Here is a 24,921-nt window from a genome sequence, read left to right on the forward strand (position 1 = left end):
TCATCATCACGCATCCCGAGACGAACCTTGGTAGTTACAGACGAACCAGATAAGGGACTATAATAGTCGGAGGATGTGCCCCAGCCAGCGAGCGATCCCTACGAATCGGGCGACGTTGTACAGGTCTATGTGTCCGAGACTGATCCCGACAGCGAACACCATGGGAAAGAAGGCACTATCATGGTCGTCTTGCAGGACACTCTCGGCGACACGACTGGACGGGAACTGGACTCCTACAGCTACCGGTAACGAAACCGATAGCGAGGAAATCGATGTCTGGGTCCGGCATCGCGACTTGGTACCGGTATCACAGTAACCACTTACCGATACGTCCACTGCAATGGGCGATAACGAACGCAAGCCAACGTGGCCACAGATCTGAGATGCACTTGAAGTCAACGAAGATTGCCTTCTCAGTGCATGACTTACGGGAAGTTTCGTAAACCTGACTAAAGAAGTCACACAAGAGAGCGACGTTGATGTTGTTCTCGCATTCGAGACCAACGAGGCCATCGACGAATTCGACTATGACGGACGCTATTCGGAGACGATCGCGGTCGGTAGCATCGAGAGCCAGATCTCATCCTCGGTGGTTCGGAGAGCGATTACGATGATGGTGAGAGCGAATTACTCTACACACATACCAACGGGGAATATGAATGTGCTTTATTTTCTACTGGGGCGATCATCGTCATCGATCGGGAGTTCGTCCTCGCTCACGAAGACTAGGGAGAGTGGATGGAGTTTCCAGTCTTCGAATGCAGCAAGTGTGTCATCGTCAAGTCCTTTAATGAGAGCATCAACGCTCAGCGCTATTGTATTGGATTCATTGTGCGTTTCAATTCCCACATCTGTGAGTTCCAACTCGTGACCATCTAGCAACTCAATCGAGATTTTCATCCACGCTCGGGTTGATATACTAGTGATAAAACATTTCGGCCTGTTGGAACAGGGAGTATATGAGTAGGGTCCGATAGTACGGTGTGACTCATCCCATCCCCGTGTGTTGGCTAGGCTGGGGAAAGATACAGCTCCATCGACTAGCGATAGTCATCAATGGTTTACTGTCCAGACGTTGCTCTCAAATAGTGAAAATACCGACCTTCAGTAGCGTATTGCTCTCATGGTATTCCCATCACTGTAGATCTTCGTTCCATTTGTTCGTACCCCCCTATTACTTTGGAAGAATTTGGAGGTACGCAGAGCGACTTGACGGCTTTAAAATTGCATAGAATCGCTTAGGGCTAGTTTCCGGCCATCGAATCCAGCCTTAGAATCCTAAGGCTGGATCGAAATCATCAATGTAGCCTTCCACGGCTTCAAACGACTGAAAACTGGCCATTACCGTGTTATCCTACTTCCTGTTACTCATCCAACCTTACACTTACCAGTCGATATTGGCTTACACGGGAATTATCACGAGATAGAACGCCTCTATCCAGCCTTAGATCTAAATTATTAAAATTTTGTAAATATAATATTATACACTTATATTTTCGGAGACGCCCTCGTCAATTCGGTCGTCGAATCACGACATCTCTTGCGTTCTCAAAGTAGTTGATACAGGGATCCTTGTAGAATGAAATAAGTACTGACTTCACTCAATGTCCTGACTGTGGATGGACCGGTAATACAAGCGATTGCGTGATCGATGACCTCGAACGAAAGTGCCCTGTCTGCCACTACGTATTTCGACGTACTTCGTGAAGCGAGGAATCTATTCATTCGTTCTTTGGAATCCACTAGATAACCACCCGCGGACTCAATTTCCCACGCTCAACCTTCCCCCTCCTCAAGCAGTTCCTCAAGCCGTCGATGTGCGGACGGCCGCTCCATCGCAAGCGTGTCCGCTCCCCACCGAGCGGTTACTGCCGGAAACTCTACCTCGCGCATCGCCGTCAGAATCTCATCGTCAGTCGTTTCCTCTGCAAATTGCCCACAAGCATCGCGCACTCCGTCGTCTGTCATCGTAACTGTCCGCTCTCTATTCGAGCGTATGACGAGGACAACAAGCGGCGGCTGTAATGGGACTTCACGCCGAGCAATACCTCGTTGGTTGATCCAGGTTATAGAGTGGTAGCTCCACAGCACAGAAAGGTCAGTGAGGTCTGTCGTTGTTTCTTCATTTACCACTCCCGTCAGTGCCTTAGTGAGTGCGTCGCTGGCAACCTGGTGTTGCTCAATTGCTCCATGGATATCGATAACACGTGGATACGCGGTTGCGCCATTGGAGCAGACGTGTGTTCTGTTACAGTGGACGATTGTCATGAGATTCTGCTTCGTGCCAAAATTAGATCGGATTCGCTTACTGCCACTATCTGTCTGATAAATAATGGCCGTGGTGAATCGTGGTCGACTTGGATAACATTACGTCGGTGGAAAGTCGATGACGCCAAGCTGGTGCAAGAGACTGAGGCTATCCGGCAAGAACCATCGTTCAGTGATCATCCCGTCTTCGATCTGAGCAAAGAACATTTGTTGAACCTCGATCTCCTCACCAGTCGGTTCAATCCCCCAGAATTCACCCTTGTGCGTCCCTCGGCTTGTAATGTAGACTGCAACTGTGTTTTCTTCGGCAACAATATCCTCGACGGTCTGCGAGATGTCCGGAAACGCAGTGAGAAACGCTTCATAGGATTCTCGGATTTCCGGTCGTCCCTGCTGATTGCCAAAAGCATTGTGCTCAATGGCATCTGCGGCATATAGCTCATCAATCAGGTCAAGGTTGCCCTCCGCAAAGACATCCTCCGGAATCCGGCGGATAAGCTCTTTATTTTGCTCTTGTTGGGACGTTGGTGATGAGTCTGTCATGGATACTGTTCCTCGTCGGTGTCAGTATGGATATCGATCTGTGAATTCACTGCAACCACGTCTAGTAGGAGGAGGGGAACACTCGTGAGTTTGTATAGGAACTAGTTTCTGCCTTTAAGTAAATCAAGGGGCAACTCTCCACTGAGATGCCGCAAATTCAAGTGAAGCTCGATGGGACAGCGGTGGATGGTTGGCTCGCCACAATTTCAACCGAATTCCCCGATGCTGAGTTCAGACTACTGGCGACCCAGCTACGGGACACAACCGCGTTCGTTATTCTTGAAGTACTGACGTCTAAGGGAAACGCACTCATTCGCCGATTTGAGAATACACCCGAAGTAGATACAATTGAGGTCTACCATACCGATGAACGGATGGTATTGCTTCAGTTCCAGACATCAGCGATGAAGTCGTACGATCCACTTCGCAGGTCGAAGAACATCTCAATTTATCCGACGATTCTTCGAGACGGATGGTTTTCAGTAGAGCTAACAGCCTCACACGAACGACTATCAAAATATACCGACGAGTTAGCAGCGGCTGGCATTCCATATGAAATCGTGTCGCTCGTCCAATCTCACACTGCAAGTGAGATGCTCACGGATCGCCAGTGGGAGTTTATTATTGAGGCAGTTGAGCGGGGGTTCTACGATACTCCTCGAAGGTGTACACTCGCTGAGTTAGGGGACATTCTTGAGATCCACAAGTCCGCGGCGAGTCGGTTGCGCCACCGCGCTGAAAGCCGGATTATCAAGAATTTCGTCGCACAAGCAGCACAATAGGAAATAGATGACGACTCGGTACTGGATCTTCAGCTCCTGAACTCTCGGATCGTCTCGATGAGAACGCTGACTGAGTGCCCGGCTGATTCGACCGAACGTAAGGACGACACACCGACGACTGAGCACGCCCTGCTCGACCGAGCGCAAGCGCACGCGGAGGACGTTGCGGCAGAGGATTTCCCATCCTTGCCGGTTGATGCGCTTGAGTGAGAGATTTCAACGCGGGCACATCGAACGACAAGCGCAACGAAGTACAATCCTGCGAACGACGAAATTACGATCTCGCTGACGTGGGACGCCTCCGACTTGCAGGGCCAGGAGCAATTCAGCGAAACCGCCCGTCGTGAGTTGATCCACGCACGGCAATATTGAGATTCACTCGTCGTCGTTTCCTTTCCGGGCCAGAAGATAAGACCCAACACCTGCAAGCCCGCCAAGCGCTGGCAGAAATTCAAATCCTGGTTGTCCTGACGTGGTTGTTGTCGATTGCGATGCTGTCTTCTCTGGGTTTGACGCTGCAGTTGAGCGAGTAGTTGATGTCTGTGCTGATGTCGATGAGCCAGTAGTAATTGATTGCGTTGCAGTTGTTGTGCTTGGGTGTGTTGTGTGGGTCGTGGTCGTCGGTTGTTGGCTGGTGGTTTGTGTGGCCGTCTGCGTTTTCTGCTCGTCGCCTGTTTCGGTGCTGTCATCGCCTGACCCACCACCACTCTCCGACTCCGTGTCATCTGAACCTGATGTGCCGTCGGGGACTATTGTCTGCGCTGAGTCGTCTGCCACTCGGTGTTCGGGTGCTGGTCGATGGTTGCTCTCAGTCAGTGCATAAACCCTATAGTCGTAGTGCTGGGGTTCGACGTGAGGGGTATTAGTCCAGAGATAAAGGTGCCCGTTCGCAGGCACCATTCCATCGATTGCGTCCCACTGAGACATGTCCGGGTACCCAGCAGACTCGGTGGCGTAGCTCCAGCGCTCGGAGCCATCTGACCGGTTTAGTGCATAGACAACTGCCTTCGCTTGTTTCGACGTCTCGTTTGGATGTGCGGCACCAACGTAGACTGAGTTGGTGTCTACGACTGGCATACTGTTGATGTGGGCATCGGTCTCGAAACGCCACTGCATCGCACCAGTCGCCGCCTCGAGGGCATGAACCGTTCCCCGTTTTTGGCCATTGGTCTCTTCAGCGTCGTCGATACCAACGTATACCGTCCCGTTTCCTACGCTGGGCGCAGTGATGTTCGTGGGAGTATCCTTCTGGTCGTCGGTATCGAGGTGTTTTGCCCAGCTTCGTGACCCGTCGGTAGAGAAGCGATACAGCCGATCTGACTCGGCAGTCAAGTAGACACCATTGTCCGAGACCGCCATACCAACTGGTTTGGCGTCGATGGTAATCTTCCACAGCTGATCACCGTTATTTGCGTCGAGTGCAAGGAGACTGGTGGCATATGAATACGTGGCCACATAATCTTCAGTATCCGTTTCCGTCGATTGCTCGATTGCCAGGTACATCGTCTCATCGACGACGGTGAACTCGGCGACACGGTAGCTCGTCTCGTCTGTCGAATTTTCCGTCGAGATGAGTTCGTACGTAGTGATTGTTGTCCCGGTGTCGGCATCGATGACGTATACGACGTCGGAATTCGTGTTAACGTCATAGCTTGTCGCGTACACGCGGTCACCGACGACATAGATTAGACCCCACATCTTTGTCGCGTCGTTCCGCCATTGTATCTCGCCGGTGCCAGCGTCAAGTGCAAAAACACCCGGTTTGCCCGAATCCACATGCGGGTGATCGTGCCAGGTCACACCATCAGCTGCAATATATACTGTTCCATTCACTACGGCGAGCGCCTCATCAACCGATCCGATACTGGAGTTGGTCCACTTAATGGTACCAGTTGATTGATCGTATGCGACGATCTTTCCGTTGGTCCGTCGTTCTGTGGCCATCGTCGTCGCGCCGAGATACAACGTATCGTCGTCGACGACAGCCGTCGTTGGATTGCCGCCAGGGCGGTTCGTCCACATCACACCGCCATATTGACCATCTGATCCGTTGTCAGATCGCATGTCCATCTTGTCACCTTTATCGTGGTCTGTCATCGCTGTAGACTTGCCCACCACTTGCGGTGTACCGAGTCCAAGCGTGGATAGCGTCCCAATGCTCGCAAGTAGATCTCGCCGAGTTTGAATCATTGTGTAACTTTCCAAGAAAAGGGCGACGGCATATGCTTTCTGGTCTGAATGTATAGTTTTGGTGCGACAGAAGACAGAAGACAACGAGATTGATGCTGAGCAGTTTGCCACACGACTGCTCGAACATGACGAGGATATATGGCTGATGACCGGCCTCTCACAAACATTCATCGAGTCAGAATCACAGCGAATGGCACTGAGTCTTCAACTGAATAATTAGATTACTCAACACGGGTTTCCACTGCTGTAGAGCAGGGATTACCACGGCTACTATTCAGGTGAGTAAGTCCCCCGGCGTGTCACTGGTGGACAGTTCCACATACTGTAGCCGCTCCTGCTTTCGTTTTGACTGTGGTGGTGCTGTTTCTTTTCGAGCATCGGATCAGGGCGAGTGGATCATGATCGGCCAATCAGCGTTTCAACAGAGTCAGAGCGATTGCTATTTCAGTCGAATCTAAATTACTCGACGCGCTTCTAGCTTCTTGTGGATCTCACCATCATCCGTACACCGTCACCATCGACGACGTGGCCGACGGCCTGACTGCCTGCACGTGCCCGGTATCACGTTCCCCGCAATGCATTCTGTAAGCACATGGCTGCCATCGAACCGCGACGGATGACGGGACGCTGACGCCGTTCCCATCCGAAGAGGACGAGAACACCGACGAGACGGACGAAGTCGATGCTGCACCGGCAGAGTGCGAGTGTGACGGTCTAAATGGCTTCCCGTGCTGGCCGTGCGTAAGAACGGGCCGGCAAAGCACTGCCAAACTAACTTACTTGGCTCTTATTTTATCCAGAAAAGGAATTTCACGCAAGTGGGAATACGTTATCTGTAACGAAGACGTACCTCTCCTTGGGTGAAAACGATGGCCGATCAGAACCAAACAGAAGCTGATAATAAAGAACTTGTGCGTAACCTCATGGAGGAAGTTTTCAACGAGAAGAACGTGGACGCTGCTGATGAATTTTTAGCCATTGACTACACCGAATACGCGACTGGAAATGGAGAATCGTTCCAAAGCCGTGAGGAGTTCAAAGCGGGAAATGCAGACTTTTTCACTGCGTTTCCCGACCTCACAGTCACGGAAGATGGATGCATTGCCGAAGGGAATACCGTTGTATATCGGCATACATTGACCGGGACGCATAAAGGGGAAATTATGGGGGTCGAACCAACGGGCAACGAGATTACCCTAGAGAATGCAGGTGTCTTTCGAATTAAAAACGGGAAAATCATTGACCTCTATCTCTATGCAGACAATATCAGTCTGATGCGCCAACTGGGTATCATCACCGAGAGTTGAGGGATCACCATAAGCGGGTTTAACCGAATCAGGTATTCGAGTGCCATCCACCCAGGAATAGGCAACCAGCCACTTGATTCAGTGTTTTCACCCTCGCCGATTCACATCCACCACCTCCATCTTTTCATCATATGTGAGCCCTAGCGCTTCGTCCTCCAACGGAATCGAGATGCGGAAGCGAAGCGGCTCCTCCGAGAGGAGTTCCTCCTTGAAGCCGAGGAGGTGCGTGCGTTGTTCGTACGTGGCGAGGTCGAACTCAATGCCGTGCTCGTAATAGAACGCGATTACCGCCGGCTGTCTCGTCGGGTAGAACAACGTCGGCATCCGCCACCGGTATTTACAGCCCTCGCAGACGTGCGAGACGAGCATCCAGAAGATCGATCCGCAAGCCTCGCAGAACTGATACTCGTCCCAATCAGGGTGATGATCCTCACAGATTTCAACCGAGGTGACAGGCATATCACCCGCACACTCCGGACAGACGCCGTCCATCACAGACGCTCTTCGATGAGCGCCCCAAATCCGGTCGGCCTCATTGATCTCGTCTGGCGTGCGACCCCGTAACCCTGACGGTGGGAATTCGGTCTTGCTGATCACGCCGGGCGGGAAGGACTCGACACACCGAGCGTCGCAGTTGGTGCACTCCAAGTAGCGCCACCCCTCACGGTAGCTCCACTCAGGTTGTCCCCCGCAATACCAACATGAGATATCCACCGCCACGGGTTTAATCTCCGGATCATCGATCGCGGTGCCGGAAAGCAGCATTCTGACAATCCGCTTTCCCGAATCCATGAGCTTGTATCCATCTTCGGTCCGCCGGACGAAATGATCCATAAGCTTATTCAAGTGATAGTTGAGGCGGCCGGGATCCTCAACGCCGATGTGTTCGCGGAGTTCGGCGAACCGCATCGGCGTCTCGTCTGCGGGATCGTGTGCTTCCCAGAGAACCTGTAATATTGCCAATCTGGTCTCATCTGAGAGGAGCTGGAACGCCTCATTTCCGGTGGACTGGGACGACCGTACCGTTTCGTTCGAAATTGAGGAGTCCATACAGCATGTAGGTGAACGACAGTAATGGCTTTTTCCCATGTTAACATGCAACACGAAAACGACTCAAAGGGTGTCGACAGTTCCCGAGGGGAATCTTACCCGTGATACATCGAGCTAGGACCAATATATTAATTTGTTTATATAAATCGGGTTCGATCGGCGTGCCGATAGAAATGTCGTTCTAATTACGCTTATTCCGATTGCAGTCGATGGTGTAGTTGGAGGTGGATAGAAATGGCACAAGCCCACAGGCTAGATTGTGAAGCGGCAGAAGCCGATTGTCGATTCATCATTCAATCGGAAAACGAGGAAGAAGCGGTTGAATTAGCGAAAACCCATATGCGCGACGTCCACGGGAAAGACTATACGGACGAAGAACTCCGAAGTGAACACCTGAAAATCGTGTAGTAATGGAAACAAAACAATGACAACAGAAACCCGAGCGGGGGAGGACCCGATCAACGAAGAAAAACTAAACGAACTTGTGGAATCGTCCCTCATCGATCTCGGCGCGACGGTCCACGCCGCGCTGGAAGTCATCGGCGACGAACTCGGGCTCTATGCAGTACTGGACGATGATGGGCCGCTCACGTCCGCAGAGGTGGCCGAGAAAACGGATACCACCGAACGCTACGTCCGCGAATGGCTGCGCTCACAGGCCGCCGGCGGATACGTGACTTACGTCCCCGAGACCGACCGCTACGATCTCTCTCCCGAGCAGGCGTACGTATTAGCCAACAAGGAGAGCCCGGTGTTCATGCCGGGCGCGTTCCAGCTGGTTGCGTCGGCGGCCAAGATCGAACCCGAACTCCGCGAGGCGTTTCGAACGGGCGAGGGCATCGGCTGGCACGAACATGACGAGGACGTGTTTCACGGCACCGAACGCTTCTTCGGACCGTCCTACGGAGCCTTTCTGCTCGACTGGATCGCGGCGCTTGATGGGATAGATGCCAAGCTGAAAGCGGGCGGGCGGATTGCCGACGTAGGTTGTGGACACGGCGCACCAACGATCCGTATGACCGAAGCGTATCCCAACTCGACGGTCGTCGGTATTGACTACCACGAGGCATCGATAGCAGTGGCACGGAAGCGGGCGGAAACGGCGGGCGTCGCCGACCGCGTCGACTTCGAGGTGGCGACCGCGAGGGAGTACAGCGGAACCGATTACGACCTCGTAACGATGTTCAACTGCTTCCACGACATGGGCGATCCCGTCGGTGTGGCGGCCCATGTCCGGGAGACGCTCACCAACGACGGTGCGTGGATGATCGTCGAACCCTATGCCGAGAATCGGGTTGAAGACAATCTCACCCCGTTTGGCCGCCTCGCGTACTCGATCTCGACGCTGGCCTGCACGCCGAATTCGCTCAGCCAGGATGTCGGCTACGGTCTCGGCGCACAAGCGGGTGAAGAGCGGACTCGTGAAGTTGTCGCTGAGGGTGGATTTACGCGCTTTCGCCGCGCGGCAGAGACGCCGACCAGTCTCGTCTTCGAAGCGAAGCCATAGGCTTACCCACGATCGATTATATCGTAGGCCATCACTGGTCAAATCGACAAGGTGATTGCCTCTTGATGGGCTTGTGCCGCGTTGTGACTGAAAACTTCCGAATTCTGTAGGCTGATCCTTTAGTAGGCCTCAGCCCGATCGACCGACTGACGGGAAGAAGTGGCCGTCGTTGAGCTCGGCGACAATTTTTGTCTCTGTACCGTTGAGTTGGACCTTCAAACTGGGAGCGAGCGTTCCGCGAAAGAGTTCCTTTTGCTCTTCTGGTGGGAGGTTTCCGACTTCTTTGAGACTGATCGAACCGTGCGAGGTATCGTCCAGTCCGATGAAGTTCTCGAAACTCTCGACCAAGATGTCGTCTCCCTGCGGCATCGCAAGCCACGAATACGCCTGGAACGGTTGTTCTTCAGGATTGGCGATAACCAGCCCACTCTCGTTAAGCGGTTCGTAGTCGCCGTACATCGAATCGCCCACGAATCCGTACAGAGCGTCAGGACCGCTCAGACCGGGCGCAAAGGTGAATTTATGGCTGATGGTGAATAGATACCACTTGTCGTCCTGGAATACGAAGTGAGGACGCTCAAGCTGCTGGTTGGTTCCGATTGCTTCCATCACCGGCGGCAATAGTTCCCAATCAGTCAACTCATCATTTGTCGCTCGCATGACGCCAATGTTTCCGTTGAAACTTTCCGGGTCGCTTGGATCTTTACTTCCAGTTGGCGTGTTCGCCTCGAACACGACAAGGTCTTCACCCGTTTTGGGATGCTTGAAATACCACGGATCACGGAACGCATAGATGATACCTTGCTCCCGAGACTGCTCGAGTGTCTGGTACATCTCACCGTCGGGAGTTCCCATAATGACGTGTTCTTGATCGCCGGTCAGTTCGACGCCCTTGGGACTCGTTTCGATCGAAGCACCGATGCCCACCGCGGGTCGCTGTCGGAACTCCGGCTCGGGGCTGACAGCCGTGTAGAAGTGATAAATCTGCTCTTCGGTCTGATCATACATCGCAGAGCCGGCCCATTGATGATGCCCAAGTGGGGCATCGAATGCCTCACCACCCTCTTGCCAATTCTTACCGTTCCGTGAGTAGAAGTACCGGATGGTTGCTGCGTTGTGACGGGCACCTGGGACAAGGTCGTTGGGCGCTGTGAGTGAGAAGACGATTTGCCACCCGTTAATCTTCACAATGGACCCGTTACGAGTCCGAAGCGGCCACGTGTCCCAGATCCAATAATCATCGGAAATTGAGTTTGAATTGTCGCTGATTACTGGTGCGGTGGTAGCATCAGTCAGCTCGATCTGTTCTGCTTCTGTGCCTGTCCATTGGTCGGTATTGCCTGTTTCAACGGCAGCCGCTGAGCCACCCATGGATGAGAGACTCAGACTGGCGACACCAAGGCCAGCGGCTGTTTTCATGAAACTTCGTCGGTTCGTTTTCGGCGAGTTGTTCTCGTCCAACATTGCAGCCAAATCTTTATTCTACCACTTGAATAAGTTTCTGGCGAGAATTTTGATTATAGAGATATCGATGCTTACGAATGTTATCTAACAAATTTGCCAATCTGAATTTTCTAATATAAGTGATGGCTTGTTGATCTCAGCTATTACTCTGACGTGGATAGATGGAATATATCAGTAAAATACCATTATGTGTCGCGCACAGAGGATTTGAAGAGACCTGAAAAGTACCTTGTCCCGTAAATAAAATCAATTAGGTCGCAGAGTGACCGACATCGCTTCGTAATCTTCCAAAATCGTATTCTGCCCCCCGACGCTGACCTCGCCTGCATCGGTCTCAATGTAGAGACTTGTCTCCAGTGTATGTTTGTTAGTCGGTGGTTCGACGAGCGCCTGGCGGATTTGGCTCACTGTCCCGGATATCGTCTGCCCATCGGTCGTTTCGATGTCCGCCCAGAGATCCATCCCTGACTTTTGATGAAGCCGTGCGTGAAGGACTGCCTGCCAAAACCACTCGAACGTTTTCGGGAGCGAATCTGATTCAGTGACGAAGACTTCCTTCCCCGCTAGCCAATAGGCGCTAAAGAACATCCCGCGAACCGAGCCTGCTAAGTGTCGTTCCGAGACTGCGACACCGTCTCCGAGATCGTGAGTTCCAGACAATAATTGAGCATCACCTATCAGAACCGATTGTGTTGTTGAATGATTTCTTGACTGGGAGTCTGTTGCAAACAGAAACAAGACATTCTCGCTCCAACAACGAACAACATCTGCGGCACCTCTATACTGATTTCGTGCTTTCTCAAGGTCATCCACGTCTTGAACGAGGAGGAAAACAAGAAGGTCTCGCTCGACCGCATCTTTGAGTTCTGATTCAATCTCCGGATAGATATATTCTGGAATCGCAACGATGACTTCTCTTTGGGCTTTCGAGATGGCGTCTCGCAGCCGTTTGATTGCGGTCTTTTGAGACTTTACCATCTTCAGCTCGGGTGTCTGGGGTTCTGTATCGTTAAACCGCTCTGTAAGCACCGGTGTTATTGAATCAATTCGACTTGCGAGGGTTGCCATCGATTCTTCCGGTGGTATGGCACAGATCGTCTTTGGTGACGCGTGGTCGTTAACGCGAACGAGGCCACGGTCTTCAAGCCGATCAGTGATGGTATACACTGCCTGCTGTGTAACGTCAGCGTTTTCCGAAATGGTGCCTGTAGTCGCTTCACCTTGAGAGAGGAGAGTGAGATAGACATCAATCTCTTTGTCCGAAAATCCAAACTCGCCCAGCTCTTCCCTAAGCATTCCGTCGTTCTGCTCACCGTGCCGAGACATTATACTGGTCGTTGAGGCTCGGGGATAATTTGACTGTTCATTCGTGTGAAGTCGTCTGAGGAGTACATGACCTCATCTTTCTTGGTTCATACTCTTGTAAAATCGCGTGCCGTTGGTGACCTCCATAGAAATAGTCGCTCAGAGAAAAGCGCTACTGCTGGCAGCAACGAGCGACATTGAGGAAGACACCGTCGACGCGATCATGGCCGAGGATGGAGCAACAGTCATCCCATGGATTGACACTCTCGACACCTCGCACTACTATCATTCTTAAGAAGTAATATTAAATTAACAAAATAGAAAAATGGATCGTCTTGTAGTTAATCGGATGAGGAGGTTCGGTCGACAGCTTCCTTCTCAATGGGGAAAAAACAGGCTGCAGAGTGATCATCGGTCACCGTCGACTCGAGCTGCGGGTCCACAGTTCGACACTCATCTTGGGCTTTTGGACACCGCGGTGCAAAGACACACCCGGACGGGAGTTCGATTGGGTTCGGTGGTTCTCCGTCTAGCGTGACTCGCTCGCGATCAATGGATGGATCCTTCTCGGGTGTCGCCGAAAGCAATCGTTCCGTATAGGGGTGGTGTGGTGTCTCAACGACACGGTCAGTTTCGCCAATTTCGACGATCTTACCCAGATACATGATTGCCAGTTGGTCGGAGACCTGAGCAAGACTCGCCAGGTCATGTGAGATATAGATGATCCCGATGTTTTCTTCGTCAGCAAGCGATCGAAGGAGGTTGAGAAGGTTAACCTTCAATGAAACATCGAGCATCGACGCTGGTTCATCACAGATCAAGAAGTCGGGGTCGAGCACCAGCGCCCGAGCGATTGCGACACGCTGACGTTGTCCCCCTGAAAGTTCGTGCGGATACTGGTCGAGGAACTTCGAGGGAGGTGTCAACCCAACTCGTTCTAGGGTTTCCCGAACTACCGCTTCACGATCGGACGGCGATCGGTCATGGATTTTGAGGGGTTCGCTCACGAGTTGCCAGACGGTCATCCGCGGGTTGAGCGAATCGAAGGGGTCCTGAAACACGATCTGGGCTTTTTCCCGGAACTGTTTCATCCCGTCTTTTTGATACTCCTCTACTGACTTTCCATCAAACAGTATCTCACCACCAGTCGGTTCCTCAAGGAGTGCGATCGTCTCCCCGAGCGTCGATTTTCCACACCCACTCTCACCAGCGACTCCGAGTATCTCCGATCGGGAGACGGAAAACGAAACCCCATCGACGGCTCTGACTTTGGATGGTTCGTTGCCTCGGAATTGGTCTATCAGCGACTGACTCTGTGAGTAGTGCTTTTCCAGATCCGAAACCGAGAGAATAACGTCTTGCTCCGTGTGGGTATCCTCTCCAGTGGTTTCGACGCCCCACGTCTCGGGTTGGCAGGCGTCACGTCGGATTTGCGCGGCCCGATCGACGTGATGACAGGCCGAACGTTGATTTCGGTTTGGTAAATCAACGAAATCTGGATGGGATCCTTCACATGTTTCATCGGCAAACGGACAACGGTCAACGAACGTACATCCCGTTGGAGGGGTGTTCAAGTTCGGTGGTGATCCGGGAATCGATACCGCATCATCCGTTCCGGATTCGATCTCCGGGAACGAATTTTTCAGCCCCATCGTGTACGGGTTCGTCGGATTGATGAGTACATTACCTGTGCTCCCTTGTTCCATCACCTTCCCGCCATAGAGTATCGAGAGTTCATCACAGGTCTCGGCGATAACGCCGATTTCGTGCGTGATGAGCAGTAACGAACTATCGACGCGATCTTGAATATCGAGGATCGTCTCGATGATCTTGTCTTGGACGATAACGTCGAGTCCGGTGGTCGGTTCGTCGGCGATGATGAGATCCGGTTCGAGCGCGAGCGCCATCGCGATTGTGACTCGCTGCCGCATCCCGCCGCTGAACTCGTGGGGATAGTCGTCGATCCGCTTCGGATCGAGGCCGACCAGATCATATAACTCTCTGACCCGCTCCCGCGCCTTCGTCTTCGAAACGTTCCGGTGTGTTTGAATCGCCTGGCGAATCTGTGCACCCGTCGACATGACGGGGTCGAGGGCGTCCATTGCACTCTGGGGGATGTATGCGATTTCCTCCCAGAGAATATCCCGTCGTTCCTGTTCGGAGAGCGAAAGCAAGTCTTGCCCTTTGTACAGGACTTCACCGCCAGTGATGGACCCATTATCAGGAAGTAAGCCGAGGATAGCTTCTGCCGCTGTCGACTTCCCCGAACCACTCTCGCCCGCAAGGCCGTAGTTCACGCCTTCATCGACGGTAAACGAGACACCATTGACGGCGTGGATCGATCCGTTTTGCGTACCATACTTGATTTCGAGGTCGCTTATTTCTAAGAGCGTCATTTATTGGATTGGATTTCGGGGTTGATGACTTCCTCGTATGCACGGCCAATGAGGAACACTGCGGTCGTGACGGCAGCGATACCGACGGCCGGTGGAATAACCCACCACCAAGCGATTCGGATCGTGCCGGATTCGAACACCATTCTGAGCATCCGCCCCCAACTTGTTGATGTCGGGTCTCCAAAGCCCAGAAATGCTAAACTCGCCTGTGAGGCGATTGCCCACGCGACACCGTATGCCACGTAGAGGAATCCGATTGGAAGGACGTTCGGTGCAACGTGGACGAACATCGTCCGCAGGTGACCGGCACCGCTCGCCCGCGCAGAGCGAACGAACGTCTGCTCGCGAACCGAGAGTACTTCTGCTCGAACGACGCGAGCGGGCATCTTCCACAGGAAGAGGACGATGATCGCAGTGATGAGCCAGATCGATGGCGTCACGAACGTCAACAACAACAAAGCCATCGGCATGAACGGAAGCGAGAACGTAAGGTCGGTCAAACGCATCAGGAACTCATCGACCCACCCGCCGTAGTAGCCGCTCACGAGGCCGATGAGAAACCCGAGCGCACCGGTGCCGACACCGCCGATCAATCCCACGATGAAAGTCGGTCGTGCTCCTGCCAAAAATTGACTGAGGACGTCCTTCCCGAACTCGGTTGTTCCGAACGGAGCCGCCGCGTTCGGTGGTTGCAGCCGCATGATTTCACCGCTCTTCGTGTGAACGTCCGAGACGATCGGGTCGTGTGGGGCGAGTAACGGCCCGAATAGACCGAGGAAGACGAACACGCCAAGGACGATCATCCCCGTGAGCGCGAGGCGATCCTGTGCCAGGAACTCGAACTGCGACCGGATTCGGCTTGCCCGGTCCGAGAAACGGGCGCGGTATGAAGCAGATTCAGTACTCATCAGGCAGCACCTCCGCTGACGGAAACCGTCGGATCGAAGTACGCATAGAGCAGGTCCGCAACCAAGTTCATCACGATGACCGCGAGTGCCATGATGAACACAGCCGCTTGGACGAGCGGATAGTCCTGTTGCTGAATCGCGAGAACGAGTGCTCGTCCGATACCTGGCCATCCGAATACGACTTCGAGGAGGATGAGCCCTTGGAAGATCATCCCAAGTCGAAGCGCGAAGTACGTCAATATCGGAAGCATCGAATTTCGACCGGCACGGAAGAGTTGTTCGTACTCGGACAACCCTTTCGCTCGATGTAGTTTGAGGAACTCCGAACCCTGCTTCTCGACAACACCGTTCCGTGCCAAGAGAAGGAAATCGCCGCTATAGTAGAGAACGGCGACACTGAACGGGAGGATGTAGTGATGAAGGAAATCAAGGGAGAGATAGGTGGCGACCGCTCCTTCGGGCGTTGCTGTGATATCCCGCATCCCGAATGCGGGGGTGAAATCCAACGTATAGGAAAAGAGAATGATGAAGAGAATGGCGGTGATGAACACGGGGGTTGACCGGAGCGCCGTCGTCGTGAGGATACTCCCCGCTTCGAGCGCGGAGCCACGTTTCCACCCAGCTACCATTCCTAAGAGTGAACTTAGAATGGCCGTCGTTATCAGCGCCGGAACTAGCAAGATGAGTGTGTTTGCAAGCTTCGGGGCGAGTATCTCCCACACTGGCCGACTCTGCAGGATCGAATAGCCGAATTGGAATGTGAGCAGGTTACGGAGGTAGAGTAGATACTGTTGCCAGAGCGGCTTGTCGAGTCCGTACAACGCCATGATCCGTTGGGCCTGTGCCTCATTCAGATTGCCGGTGGTGATCAGGGATTCGAATGGATTGCCAGGCAGCAATCGCAGGACGAAAAAAATCACGGTGACAGCGATAAGCGTGAGCATCACCGCGATACCGAGTCGTTTCAAGAGGACCCGTCGAAAGTCACTCATCGTGATTCTCCCTTCGCGTACTCACACAACGATCGTCGAATCGATTCACGTCACTCTCGGATATCGACCCTCGGGTCAAGACCGGGTGACGATCGGTTTTCGCCGGTGTTTGAATCAACTGTGTTGGTATCTTATGTCTCATCTTATACTGTCGTCGTGTTCTTTTCATTCGAGAAATCAGCCTGTCCGAGTTCCGCACGGCGTTTATGCGTCTTTCCAGGTTGTATCCGCTCGACGAATGCTTTCCAAGCTCTCCCATTCGGGAAATGCAGGATGCCATCCTCGTCCCAAATGTAGCCCGCTCGCTCCAAGATTTCCCGAGCACCCTCTGGCTCGTATTCGTAGTGTTTGACGCTGTTTGCGTGCCATTTCGTCAATTCCGAAATGTAGTTCTCTCCGTTCGGAACCGTCGCTTCACCGAGTAAAACGTCGTCAACGAACTGTTGCTTCGGCAATGATTTAGCGAGGGCGACTCGGAATTCCTTATCCCGAATCAGTGGATTCGAGTGCACGAGCTTCACCGCGACGGGTGCGAAACTCTTCGCCGACAGACGCTCGATTCGGGCCGAGTTCGTGGCACGATCAGCTTGAGCGTTCGAAAGGGTCGTCCCAATTGCATCGAGTTCGCCGTTTTGCAGCGCACCGATCATCGCGTCGATATTCCCGACGTTGATCCAAACCACTCGCTCGATTCCTGGACCACGCGCGGCAGCATCACCGAGGTGTTGCTGTCGCCACTCATCGTCGAACATCCAATGGCCCTCGTTTCGTGAAACGGCAAATCGAGTTCCTTGGTCCCAATCCTCAAATTTAAACGGACCAGTTCCGATGGGAGAACCCGGATTGTGTTGCGATGGCGTATCAATTTCTTTCCATCGGTGTTTTGGAACGATGATGCTCCGAACCATGCGTTGTGTTGTGAACGAAGCATCGGGACGTTTCAGATTGAACTGAACCCGTAAGTTGGAGCGTTTTTCGACCGATTCAATCGGTTCGTAAAACGTCCCTTGACTCGTAGATGTCTTCTTGATATAGAGGTTCGTTGAGAAGACGACATCGTCGGCGCTGAACGGCTTCCCGTCGTGCCACGTTACGTTGTCTCGGAGCGAGACTTCGACAGTGGTCTTGTCGATGAATTCGGCGCTCGTCGCCAATCCGGGGATGACCTCGAGCGATGGAGATGCGTCGAAGAGCCCGTCATAGATGAACTTGAGACGCGCTTCTTCGGCTCCACCTGCGGACCAAGGGAGGTTGAGCGAATTCATCGACGTTGAGACGCCTTTTACGTACGTCCGTTCGTCTGTTTTCGGTTGGAGATTCACCTCCGTCCATTGGAACGAATCGCCCGTTGGCCCGTTTCCAGGGGTCGGGACATATCCTTCCCATTTTTCGGCGTTGACCGCCGTAATCACATTCGGAAAGAGCGTGATTATATCACCGACATCCTCTCCGAACAGCCGCTGGACTTTTGAAACGAGATTTTTACGCTTCCGTTCAGCACCGGTCATTTGACGCTGTTTTTCGAGAAGCCGGTTGATCTGGTCGTTCCAGTAATTCGTATAGTTCGAGGAGTTCTCCTTATGCAACCGCATCAAGAATGGATTCGGATCGAGTCCCCGTTGTGGGTCCGGACCCTGTGAACTCATCGAAATCATGTTCTCAAGCCCGCTGGTCTCCCAGCTCTGTGCGTACAGCTGGTTGAGTGGTCGGTCGATGAGCTTCATTGGTGCCCCCAAGTCACCGAGTGACCGCCGGAACATGAGGGCGTGTTCGCGCATCCACGGGTCATCTTCACTCGAATATTCGACCGTGATTGGATCGAGTTGCGCACCTGCAGATGCCGTGTATTCCATTCCCGGTGATTCGACGTCGATCGTCTGCCAGTCGTGCCAATACTGTGTTTCAACCGATTTTGGTACGCCTGCTGGGACCTTCGCCACGATGGACTCTCCAGCTTTACTATTACATCCCGCTAACGACCCGACAGCAGCCGTTGTAGCGAGAGTGGTGGTGAGATACTTCCTGCGTGAGAGTGCAGTTCTCCTCGCTAGCCCATTCGCCTCATTTGATCTCCCATGTTCTTCCATGGACATTGGTGCCCTATAGGCTCCTACTTAATCTCCTTATGTCCGAAGCGGTTCGATACAGATTTTTCTTTATATGGGGTCGCGTATTCACTGGAGAATTCGTCGGTACGATATTCATCCATCCACATCCGCAGAACTCGGACCGAAGAGAAGTGCAATGAGGTTCCGTTCTGCCCGTCGGAGACGTTCGCTAAAACTCGATTGACTAACGCCAATTTGGTCTGCTACATCCGTTGCGGAAGTTCTTCGCGGGACATCAAAATATCCCATCTCGTATGCAGTCTCGAGTGTTTGCAGCTGCTCGTCCGAGAGTTTTGATAGTACGGTTGCCGTCAATCGCCCACTGTCGAGTGGTTCGCCGATCGTGTCGACTTGCGTGACACTCTCCAACCCAAATTTCCCGAGTTTGAGTTCGATATCGTCCCCCATCTCTCTGAATTGTTCCCAATCCCGTACTGTTGCTACGACTGTGATTTGATCATTAGCAAGTACGATTCGGTTCGGAATTGCTTCGTTCCTGAGGACGAGTCCCAGGATCGATGGATATGGTTCTCTTGCTGTAATGATGGCCCGCTCGGACTGAATTCCCATCGGCCCGGTCGGAAGTGGAGACCGATAAAAAATACTGACTCCAGAAATATTTTCGCAAATATCTAGAAAGTCAAATGAATCAGTTGCGGATACAGTTAGTGACTCGATCCACGTTCCATCTTCGATATAAAATGCGTTATCAAGTTCGATGCTCCGAACACCGTCGATATGATCCCCGAGGCGTTCTATAACACCTGTTGGCTGTGTTCGGAATTCCACTCGCAGCATCTTATCCGGCATCCAGTGCGCGAGGATATAAGTTACCACCATTTGTAGATCCAACTTCAATCGGATGCCGTCCTCGACTGTCGCTGGGGGTCGATTATACCGTTGTAATAGAGGGGGATCGCGAGAGCGACCCCCGCCGTTTCGCAGAAATAGACGCACTCCACCGTACCCAGCGCACTACTACCACCATGTGTCACCGCCAAGGCGGTGTGAATCTCGTGTGGTGGTGCCGCCGAAAAGGGTTTCTGCGAACCCCCGTGATTACACCACTATAATCAGCGCCCTCCGTTTCCTCCCGCGTTCGCTTCGTGTGCTCGCATCCACCCGGCTAAGTCTGGATGGCCGAACGTGGTCTCAATGTGGTGACCACCGACCGTGTTAGAACTTCAGGTAGTTTACTCACAGACGCATTCGTGGCGGACTCGGACGAGATCGATAATATAGCTATGCGTGTGGGTTGCTAATTTGAGAAGCGCTGTTGCCCGTTCCTGTGTAGCTAGTCCATCCTGATAGTACGTTTGCGCTCGATTCATCCGCCAGAGATCAACCAGTCGAGTGGCAATTTCATCGCTGACAAATCCAACTTCGGCGCTCCGCTGGATCGCGGTGGTATGTGATTGCGGTGGATTCGAAGGTTCGTGATGCCCTTCATGAATCAGCCAAAAGAGAAGCGTCTTCTCGATCGATGTGAATGCTGCTTCGATCGTCAGCGTGTAGTATCCATCCGACAGCAATCTATCCGCACCCGAGAGAGATCGACACGCTTTGCGGAGTTGGATGAGACCGGCATCAGAAATATCGAGTCCTTCTTCTGGGTACTGTCCGCCCCACCGGAACGCTTCTTCAGCCTCAGTGAGCAATGGCTCAATGTCGTCGAGTTCGATGGGCATCGATCAGACCTCCTCCGATTCATCAGTATACACTGCCACTCGAATATATCGAAAGTCAGAATTTTGGTGCAAAATGAGCCCTTCGTCAAAGATCTCCCGAAGTTTTGCGCCATACTGTGTGGCGCTTTCCGGCGTTTCGACAAGTACCTCGAACTCATATCGATCGCCATCGAACGATTGTTCTTCGAGGCTGCGTGCTATCTGGTTTGCAATCCGTCGTCCATAGGTGTGATTTCCGTCGATAATGACTAAAAGGTCAATGTCACTGCTTCGGTCGGCTGTCCCACGGGCAACACTGCCGAAAAGGATGACACCGACAAGGGTTTCGACGTCATCTGATTCGGCAACCTCCTGCTGTAACTCGGTAAGAAATGCTTCGATCGGTTTCCGAAACTCACTCTGGGAGATCGAGAGGAGTGGATCCGGTTTTTGAAGATGGTCGTGATCGATTCGGATTTGAGCAGGACGACCGGCATTCTGTGTTACGACACCCAATTGTTCGAGTAGATCGACTGACCGAGAAATCGTTGAAATGTCTGTCTCTGTTATCTTTGCGAGTTCCTTCTGAGTGAAGCCCTGGTGAGGTTCATTTACGAGATGATGGAGGATATCTTGCATCGCTTGATATCGGAACACTCGCTCCTCCGGGAACGGAAAATCGAGGACTACTCCCGATTGTGTTTGCATGTTTCACAAGTTTTTGCAGAATATGCAAAAACGTTGTGGTCGAATTGCTTTTCGGATGGTTGCTCTAATCACGTTCCTGTTCAGCCACCCTGTCTCTGCATTCCTTGTTCGGATGGAAACCCTTCGGTCCTCGGTGTTTCACACTTCCCGACCACAGACGCGGTGGCCGGTACCACCTCTCCCCCTCCCGCTGGTTTGAAGCCGATAGATGCCGATACAATTGCCGTACTCACAAGTAACCGTACAGCGTCAGTCCCGAACTGTGTCAATTCGGGGCATCCACATCCGCGTTCGTGGTGGTGATCGTGTTAGATTTGTGTCCCTCTCGGGCGTGTTTTCGTCCCGACCACGCTACTCTCCGGCAACCCCGTCTGTGGCCGGGCTATCGTCCGTGTTCTCCTTCGAGACTTCACCGGGAAGCTCCACATCGGCTTTCAGGACGAGACGAGTCTCTTGGTAGTTCAAGCCGTCTTTGGATCGTTGGCGTTTGATTCTCCCGAGCCGATTCTTCGAGAGTTCGTGCATCGCGTCCATCGTCCTGCGAGCGAGTTCCTGGCTGTACTTCTTACTCACGCCGGACTCCTTGAGTCGAATCCACTCGGCGAGGTCTGAGGCATCGAGATAGGCTCGAATCTCTCCACTGCCCCTCGACCAGAGTGAATACCGGCTTGCATCGTCACGCTCACGCCACGCTTTCCCCGCGAGTTCGTCGGGCTTACGGTTGGTCACCGACGCGAGCATCTCGTCGTCATAGCGAGCCAGTCGCTGAATGGGCAGGAGATCGGCGGTCGAATGAGCGACTGCACCACCGCGACCAAGTGCGTCTTCCTCGCCAGGGAGTCAGAAGTAGGTGTTGCCGTCGTCTTTCGTAATGCGTTCGAGTTTGTTCCCTTCGACGAAGATACGGTCTTCGTCGACGTTTTCGGCGAGCAGATGCGCACCTTTTTCAAATTCACGGGCTTGCAACTCATCGATCCGCTCGTCACGTACCTGTGTTTGGCGGACGATTGCGCTTCGGTGGGCCTCTGCTTCGTCGGCTTTGTTCGAGAGATCTGCGACTTGCCCTTCAAGCTCGTTGATCCGCTCGTCTTTCTCGGCGACTTCTTGCTCAAGGTCGTCAACACGGTCGGTAAGCGACTCAACGTGCTTGGCGAGGTCGGTGATCGAGAGGTTTTCAAGAGCACTGGACGCTCCGGACGGAGTGGTGTTACTCATCGGCAGCCACCTCCGCTGTGACCGCCGTGTCCTCTGTTGGCGTGGAGAGCCGGGGGAAGTGCGCAATCGTAGTGAGTGAACCGATACAATGAGCAGTCGTGTCGCTAGCGGTGTGGGTGTACTCGAGAACAGTCATGGGCGAATCGGAGCGGCTGGCCGTGCAGTGGTAGGTGGCTTGTTGCGTTTCGTCCTGTGCAGTCGTGGTGATCGGCGGAGCCGTTAGCACTAGCTGTGGGGCGCGACGCGTATCTGCCACCCACAGAAACGGGCCCAGTGGGTGCAGTTCTCCTTCGAGGTCGACATCCCCGGACTCGTCAACATCTCCAACAAGAGCCATGAGCGCCTCGCAGCCCACCACTACGTCGTGTCCATCGACGACGTGACCGCGACCTGATGGTCTGCATGTGTCCGCATCACGTCCCCTCGAATACACTCACTTTCGATAACCACCCAGAACTACCACCAACCCTTAACAACCTACCGCTCACGTGAGATGGTTCAGTCGGCCCACGCCCGGAGAAACCCTACAACCTCTCGTTCGTAACGCGAGACGGGATCATCCGTCCCAAGTTCGTCGCTTTCAAAGGCGTTCATAACCACACACTCAGCCCATCTGCAGTAAGAAATGAGTCGTTCAGGGTCGAACGATTTGTGCTGAAACGGTATTGTAGAATCGTTTATAAATACTGCTCGCGGTTTGGGAGCCTCATCGAGAATTCGTTCCGCTCGCTTGGCGTTGTCCCGGGCCAGTGCGACCATCTCCTCTTCAGTCTCACCTTCCGATCGCGGGGCGTTCGCATCAAGGACACCGTACCATACTCGATCAGGAATCGTCGTAAAGCGGTCGAGCCTGCCGCCAAGTACACGTCCGTCGTGTTCGACTTCGGGTGCGAACTCTAAGACGACTACGCCCTCAGTACCTTTCCGTTCGATCCAGGCATCGAGCGCTTGGGCGGTGAGACGGGTTTTTCCCGTCTGAGAAGGGCCGACAATCAGGGTCGAACCGGAGAGTGGGAAAGGTAGGTTGGTCATATGATGGCTGCCTCCTCATGGACATATTTCCCCAGGAGGACGATAGTCGCGATTCCGAGGATGACGGCAAACGCTAGGACGATTCCCGACAACGAATCGATGCCACCTGCAATCTGTTCGCGAACGAAGTTCACTGCAAGCGCCCCCGAAACGAGAAGTAAAGCGAGTCCCCCACTGTTGGCGAGCGTCGAGTTTGACTCTGGCACTGCCTTGGAGTTCAGGAGATAGAGGACGATGGCGATAGCGAACGGCGTCCCAACTGTGCCAAGCGCGAGAACGAGCACGAGCTGGCCAATAACCTCCCCACCAATGAAGGCACCGGGAGCAGACAGCAGCGCGAAAGCGGCGAGGAGTGTCCGATACCGCGAGTCTTCGACCGTCGTGTTCCAGCCGAGTTTATCAGCGACGAGGAAAGGTGGGACGATCGTATTCCCACCGAGCGTCGAGACTGCTGCACCACCAAGTCCAAACAGGAAAAGCAACTTGGCGCTCGATCCGACAAGCGGGCCGAGAGCCTGTGCCGCGCTCATGGTCGTCAGGTTGGGGTCGGTGAGCACGCTGGCAGTAACGAGGAAGATTGCGACGCTGTAAATGCCAAACGCGACGAGCATCGAGGCGACGATATCGAAGGTCGCGAGGCCGTACTCACGGTCAGTCCACCCGCGAGCGTGCATCGTGTAGGAATGCATCGTGATCAGCGTGATGTGAACCGCACCGCCGAGGATGCCCGCGGCCACGACCGCACTGCCGGAGGGAAGTGACGGAGAAAGTCCCTGAACGGCACTCCCTGGGTCGATCGGAACGACGGAAAGGGATGCGACGAACGCGAGGACGACCGCGGCAACGAGGACCTTCGCAACAAATTCGATGAAATGGTACCCTCGCCCGGCGAGACCGACGGCGAGAACCAGCGCCCAGATACCGCCCCATATTCTGGTGTCGATTCCCGTTATCGTCGACGAGACTGAAGCGACGGTGTTCATAATCACGAGCTGTGCGACGCCAGCTGCAATCACCACATCGATGACGAGAATCCAGGCCCACCACTTCCCGAGATACTCCTCGACGACGCCCACGATTCCTCGCTCGCTGAGGAGTCCCAGTCGCATTGCGAGATACTGCGCTAGTGCACCTGCGACCGCAGAGAGAATCACGACCCAAAGCAGGGCGTAGTTGAAGCGTGCACCCGCAGTGATTAGACTCGCCATCGTCGCCGGCCCTGCGGCGATCGCCCCGGCAACCCACGACGGGCCCATCTCACGGAGGTAGTCGCGAATTGCTCCGCCCTCCGCGGTGGTCACGGTAGTCGGTGTCTCGTTCATGCCTTAGTAATATTATCGACGAATAAAATACGTGCCGACTCTACAGACGGAGCAGGTCGACTGCCTCGGGGCGTGATCTCAAGCGGTTGACCCTCACTCTAACTGACGGATATCCCTGGTGATCACGGCCACCTCGTAGCAAAACACGAGGAAAACG

General features: G+C 53.5%; 22 protein-coding genes and 1 pseudogene. 6 read left to right on the forward strand and 17 right to left on the reverse strand.

Features of this window, described 5'->3' with window-relative positions:
* Nucleotides 1-129: 129 nt before the first annotated feature.
* The gene (locus LIX00_RS26520; protein WP_497007348.1) at nucleotides 130-249 is read left to right on the forward strand and encodes a DUF8139 family protein; all 120 of its coding nucleotides are present in this window, start codon (nucleotides 130-132) and stop codon (nucleotides 247-249) included.
* Between the two features lie 417 nt (nucleotides 250-666).
* On the opposite strand, the gene LIX00_RS16115 is transcribed toward LIX00_RS26520, so the two are convergent.
* The 3 genes from LIX00_RS16115 to LIX00_RS16125 form a co-directional block, all read right to left on the reverse strand.
* A complete protein-coding gene (locus LIX00_RS16115; protein ID WP_227356000.1) occupies nucleotides 667-900 on the reverse strand; it encodes a hypothetical protein in 234 nt (77 codons plus the stop codon).
* A gap of 876 nt (nucleotides 901-1,776) precedes the next feature.
* Nucleotides 1,777-2,268, reverse strand: a complete 492-nt coding sequence (locus tag LIX00_RS16120; protein WP_227356001.1) for a hypothetical protein — start codon at nucleotides 2,266-2,268, stop codon at nucleotides 1,777-1,779.
* Nucleotides 2,269-2,367: 99 nt separating this feature from the next.
* Nucleotides 2,368-2,811 carry an ester cyclase gene (locus LIX00_RS16125; protein ID WP_227356002.1) on the reverse strand — a complete coding sequence of 148 codons (444 nt, stop codon included), beginning with the start codon at nucleotides 2,809-2,811 and terminating at the stop codon, nucleotides 2,368-2,370.
* A gap of 146 nt (nucleotides 2,812-2,957) precedes the next feature.
* Here LIX00_RS16125 and LIX00_RS16130 point away from each other — a divergent pair, with 146 nt between their 5' ends.
* The gene (locus tag LIX00_RS16130; protein WP_227356003.1) at nucleotides 2,958-3,593 is read left to right on the forward strand and encodes a helix-turn-helix domain-containing protein; all 636 of its coding nucleotides are present in this window, start codon (nucleotides 2,958-2,960) and stop codon (nucleotides 3,591-3,593) included.
* Between the two features lie 375 nt (nucleotides 3,594-3,968).
* On the opposite strand, the gene LIX00_RS16135 is transcribed toward LIX00_RS16130, so the two are convergent.
* On the reverse strand, nucleotides 3,969-5,690 hold the full coding sequence (locus LIX00_RS16135) for an outer membrane protein assembly factor BamB (protein WP_227356004.1): 1,722 nt from the start codon (nucleotides 5,688-5,690) through the stop codon (nucleotides 3,969-3,971).
* 962 nt (nucleotides 5,691-6,652) lie between these two features.
* On the opposite strand from LIX00_RS16135, the gene LIX00_RS16140 reads away from it, so the two are divergent.
* Nucleotides 6,653-7,090 (forward strand): ester cyclase, encoded by a 438-nt coding sequence (locus LIX00_RS16140; protein ID WP_227356005.1) that lies wholly within the window; start codon nucleotides 6,653-6,655, stop codon nucleotides 7,088-7,090.
* A gap of 87 nt (nucleotides 7,091-7,177) precedes the next feature.
* On the opposite strand, the gene LIX00_RS16145 is transcribed toward LIX00_RS16140, so the two are convergent.
* A complete protein-coding gene (locus tag LIX00_RS16145; RefSeq protein WP_227356006.1) occupies nucleotides 7,178-8,140 on the reverse strand; it encodes a winged helix-turn-helix domain-containing protein in 963 nt (320 codons plus the stop codon).
* 234 nt (nucleotides 8,141-8,374) lie between these two features.
* On the opposite strand from LIX00_RS16145, the gene LIX00_RS16150 reads away from it, so the two are divergent.
* The gene (locus LIX00_RS16150; protein WP_227356007.1) at nucleotides 8,375-8,548 is read left to right on the forward strand and encodes a DUF1059 domain-containing protein; all 174 of its coding nucleotides are present in this window, start codon (nucleotides 8,375-8,377) and stop codon (nucleotides 8,546-8,548) included.
* Between the two features lie 16 nt (nucleotides 8,549-8,564).
* Complete coding sequence (locus tag LIX00_RS16155; RefSeq protein ID WP_227356008.1) at nucleotides 8,565-9,647, forward strand: class I SAM-dependent methyltransferase; 1,083 nt, start codon at nucleotides 8,565-8,567, stop codon at nucleotides 9,645-9,647.
* Nucleotides 9,648-9,776: 129 nt separating this feature from the next.
* Here the strand turns inward: LIX00_RS16155 and LIX00_RS16160 are convergent, their stop codons facing one another.
* Nucleotides 9,777-11,111: a glycoside hydrolase family 68 protein gene (locus LIX00_RS16160; protein ID WP_227356009.1), complete on the reverse strand. Its 1,335-nt coding sequence runs from the start codon at nucleotides 11,109-11,111 to the stop codon at nucleotides 9,777-9,779.
* A gap of 246 nt (nucleotides 11,112-11,357) precedes the next feature.
* A complete protein-coding gene (locus LIX00_RS16165; protein ID WP_227356010.1) occupies nucleotides 11,358-12,407 on the reverse strand; it encodes a TrmB family transcriptional regulator in 1,050 nt (349 codons plus the stop codon).
* A 145-nt stretch (nucleotides 12,408-12,552) separates the two neighbouring features.
* On the opposite strand from LIX00_RS16165, the gene LIX00_RS16170 reads away from it, so the two are divergent.
* Nucleotides 12,553-12,711, forward strand: a complete 159-nt coding sequence (locus tag LIX00_RS16170) for a hypothetical protein (RefSeq protein WP_227356011.1) — start codon at nucleotides 12,553-12,555, stop codon at nucleotides 12,709-12,711.
* 46 nt (nucleotides 12,712-12,757) lie between these two features.
* On the opposite strand, the gene LIX00_RS16175 is transcribed toward LIX00_RS16170, so the two are convergent.
* From LIX00_RS16175 to LIX00_RS16225, 10 genes and pseudogenes are all read right to left on the reverse strand, one after another.
* On the reverse strand, nucleotides 12,758-14,812 hold the full coding sequence (locus tag LIX00_RS16175) for a dipeptide ABC transporter ATP-binding protein (RefSeq protein WP_227356012.1): 2,055 nt from the start codon (nucleotides 14,810-14,812) through the stop codon (nucleotides 12,758-12,760).
* A complete protein-coding gene (locus LIX00_RS16180; RefSeq protein ID WP_227356013.1) occupies nucleotides 14,809-15,720 on the reverse strand; it encodes an ABC transporter permease in 912 nt (303 codons plus the stop codon). The genes LIX00_RS16175 and LIX00_RS16180 overlap by 4 nt, the downstream gene beginning before the upstream one ends.
* On the reverse strand, nucleotides 15,720-16,712 hold the full coding sequence (locus tag LIX00_RS16185; RefSeq protein ID WP_227356014.1) for an ABC transporter permease: 993 nt from the start codon (nucleotides 16,710-16,712) through the stop codon (nucleotides 15,720-15,722). Before LIX00_RS16185 ends, LIX00_RS16180 begins: the two co-directional genes overlap by 1 nt.
* Nucleotides 16,713-16,855: 143 nt before the next feature.
* Entirely contained in the window at nucleotides 16,856-18,805 is a 1,950-nt protein-coding gene (locus LIX00_RS16190; protein ID WP_227356015.1) for an ABC transporter substrate-binding protein, read from the reverse strand.
* A gap of 108 nt (nucleotides 18,806-18,913) precedes the next feature.
* Entirely contained in the window at nucleotides 18,914-19,579 is a 666-nt protein-coding gene (locus LIX00_RS16195; RefSeq protein WP_438267093.1) for a helix-turn-helix domain-containing protein, read from the reverse strand.
* A 434-nt stretch (nucleotides 19,580-20,013) separates the two neighbouring features.
* Nucleotides 20,014-20,508, reverse strand: coding sequence for a DUF8154 family protein (locus tag LIX00_RS16200; protein WP_227356017.1), 495 nt, complete (start codon nucleotides 20,506-20,508; stop codon nucleotides 20,014-20,016).
* Nucleotides 20,509-20,511: 3 nt separating this feature from the next.
* Nucleotides 20,512-21,195, reverse strand: a complete 684-nt coding sequence (locus tag LIX00_RS16205) for a nucleotidyltransferase domain-containing protein (protein ID WP_227356018.1) — start codon at nucleotides 21,193-21,195, stop codon at nucleotides 20,512-20,514.
* 351 nt (nucleotides 21,196-21,546) lie between these two features.
* Nucleotides 21,547-22,410: pseudogene (locus tag LIX00_RS26525) on the reverse strand (DUF8008 family protein).
* Between the two features lie 498 nt (nucleotides 22,411-22,908).
* Nucleotides 22,909-23,442: a hypothetical protein gene (locus tag LIX00_RS16220; RefSeq protein WP_227356021.1), complete on the reverse strand. Its 534-nt coding sequence runs from the start codon at nucleotides 23,440-23,442 to the stop codon at nucleotides 22,909-22,911.
* Nucleotides 23,439-24,764, reverse strand: a complete 1,326-nt coding sequence (locus LIX00_RS16225; RefSeq protein WP_227356022.1) for an NRAMP family divalent metal transporter — start codon at nucleotides 24,762-24,764, stop codon at nucleotides 23,439-23,441. Before LIX00_RS16225 ends, LIX00_RS16220 begins: the two co-directional genes overlap by 4 nt.
* Nucleotides 24,765-24,921 lie beyond the last annotated feature (157 nt).

It is taken from the genome of Haladaptatus salinisoli, from assembly GCF_020614375.1.
Taxonomy (GTDB): Archaea; Halobacteriota; Halobacteria; order Halobacteriales; family Haladaptataceae; genus Haladaptatus; species Haladaptatus salinisoli.

Excerpts from the sequence above, each read along its gene's own strand:
- LIX00_RS16115 (WP_227356000.1), bottom strand. The coding sequence starts at position 900 with ATGAAAATCTCGATTGAGTTGCTAGATGGTCACGAGTTGGAACTCACA.
- LIX00_RS16120 (WP_227356001.1), bottom strand. The coding sequence starts at position 2,268 with ATGACAATCGTCCACTGTAACAGAACACACGTCTGCTCCAATGGCGCA.
- LIX00_RS16125 (WP_227356002.1), bottom strand. The coding sequence starts at position 2,811 with ATGACAGACTCATCACCAACGTCCCAACAAGAGCAAAATAAAGAGCTT.
- LIX00_RS16130 (WP_227356003.1), top strand. The coding sequence starts at position 2,958 with ATGCCGCAAATTCAAGTGAAGCTCGATGGGACAGCGGTGGATGGTTGG.
- LIX00_RS16135 (WP_227356004.1), bottom strand. The coding sequence starts at position 5,690 with ATGACAGACCACGATAAAGGTGACAAGATGGACATGCGATCTGACAAC.
- LIX00_RS16140 (WP_227356005.1), top strand. The coding sequence starts at position 6,653 with ATGGCCGATCAGAACCAAACAGAAGCTGATAATAAAGAACTTGTGCGT.
- LIX00_RS16145 (WP_227356006.1), bottom strand. The coding sequence starts at position 8,140 with ATGGACTCCTCAATTTCGAACGAAACGGTACGGTCGTCCCAGTCCACC.
- LIX00_RS16150 (WP_227356007.1), top strand. The coding sequence starts at position 8,375 with ATGGCACAAGCCCACAGGCTAGATTGTGAAGCGGCAGAAGCCGATTGT.
- LIX00_RS16155 (WP_227356008.1), top strand. The coding sequence starts at position 8,565 with ATGACAACAGAAACCCGAGCGGGGGAGGACCCGATCAACGAAGAAAAA.
- LIX00_RS16160 (WP_227356009.1), bottom strand. The coding sequence starts at position 11,111 with ATGTTGGACGAGAACAACTCGCCGAAAACGAACCGACGAAGTTTCATG.
- LIX00_RS16165 (WP_227356010.1), bottom strand. The coding sequence starts at position 12,407 with ATGCTTAGGGAAGAGCTGGGCGAGTTTGGATTTTCGGACAAAGAGATT.
- LIX00_RS16175 (WP_227356012.1), bottom strand. The coding sequence starts at position 14,812 with ATGACGCTCTTAGAAATAAGCGACCTCGAAATCAAGTATGGTACGCAA.
- LIX00_RS16180 (WP_227356013.1), bottom strand. The coding sequence starts at position 15,720 with ATGAGTACTGAATCTGCTTCATACCGCGCCCGTTTCTCGGACCGGGCA.
- LIX00_RS16185 (WP_227356014.1), bottom strand. The coding sequence starts at position 16,712 with ATGAGTGACTTTCGACGGGTCCTCTTGAAACGACTCGGTATCGCGGTG.
- LIX00_RS16190 (WP_227356015.1), bottom strand. The coding sequence starts at position 18,805 with ATGTCCATGGAAGAACATGGGAGATCAAATGAGGCGAATGGGCTAGCG.
- LIX00_RS16200 (WP_227356017.1), bottom strand. The coding sequence starts at position 20,508 with ATGCCCATCGAACTCGACGACATTGAGCCATTGCTCACTGAGGCTGAA.
- LIX00_RS16205 (WP_227356018.1), bottom strand. The coding sequence starts at position 21,195 with ATGCAAACACAATCGGGAGTAGTCCTCGATTTTCCGTTCCCGGAGGAG.
- LIX00_RS16220 (WP_227356021.1), bottom strand. The coding sequence starts at position 23,442 with ATGACCAACCTACCTTTCCCACTCTCCGGTTCGACCCTGATTGTCGGC.
- LIX00_RS16225 (WP_227356022.1), bottom strand. The coding sequence starts at position 24,764 with ATGAACGAGACACCGACTACCGTGACCACCGCGGAGGGCGGAGCAATT.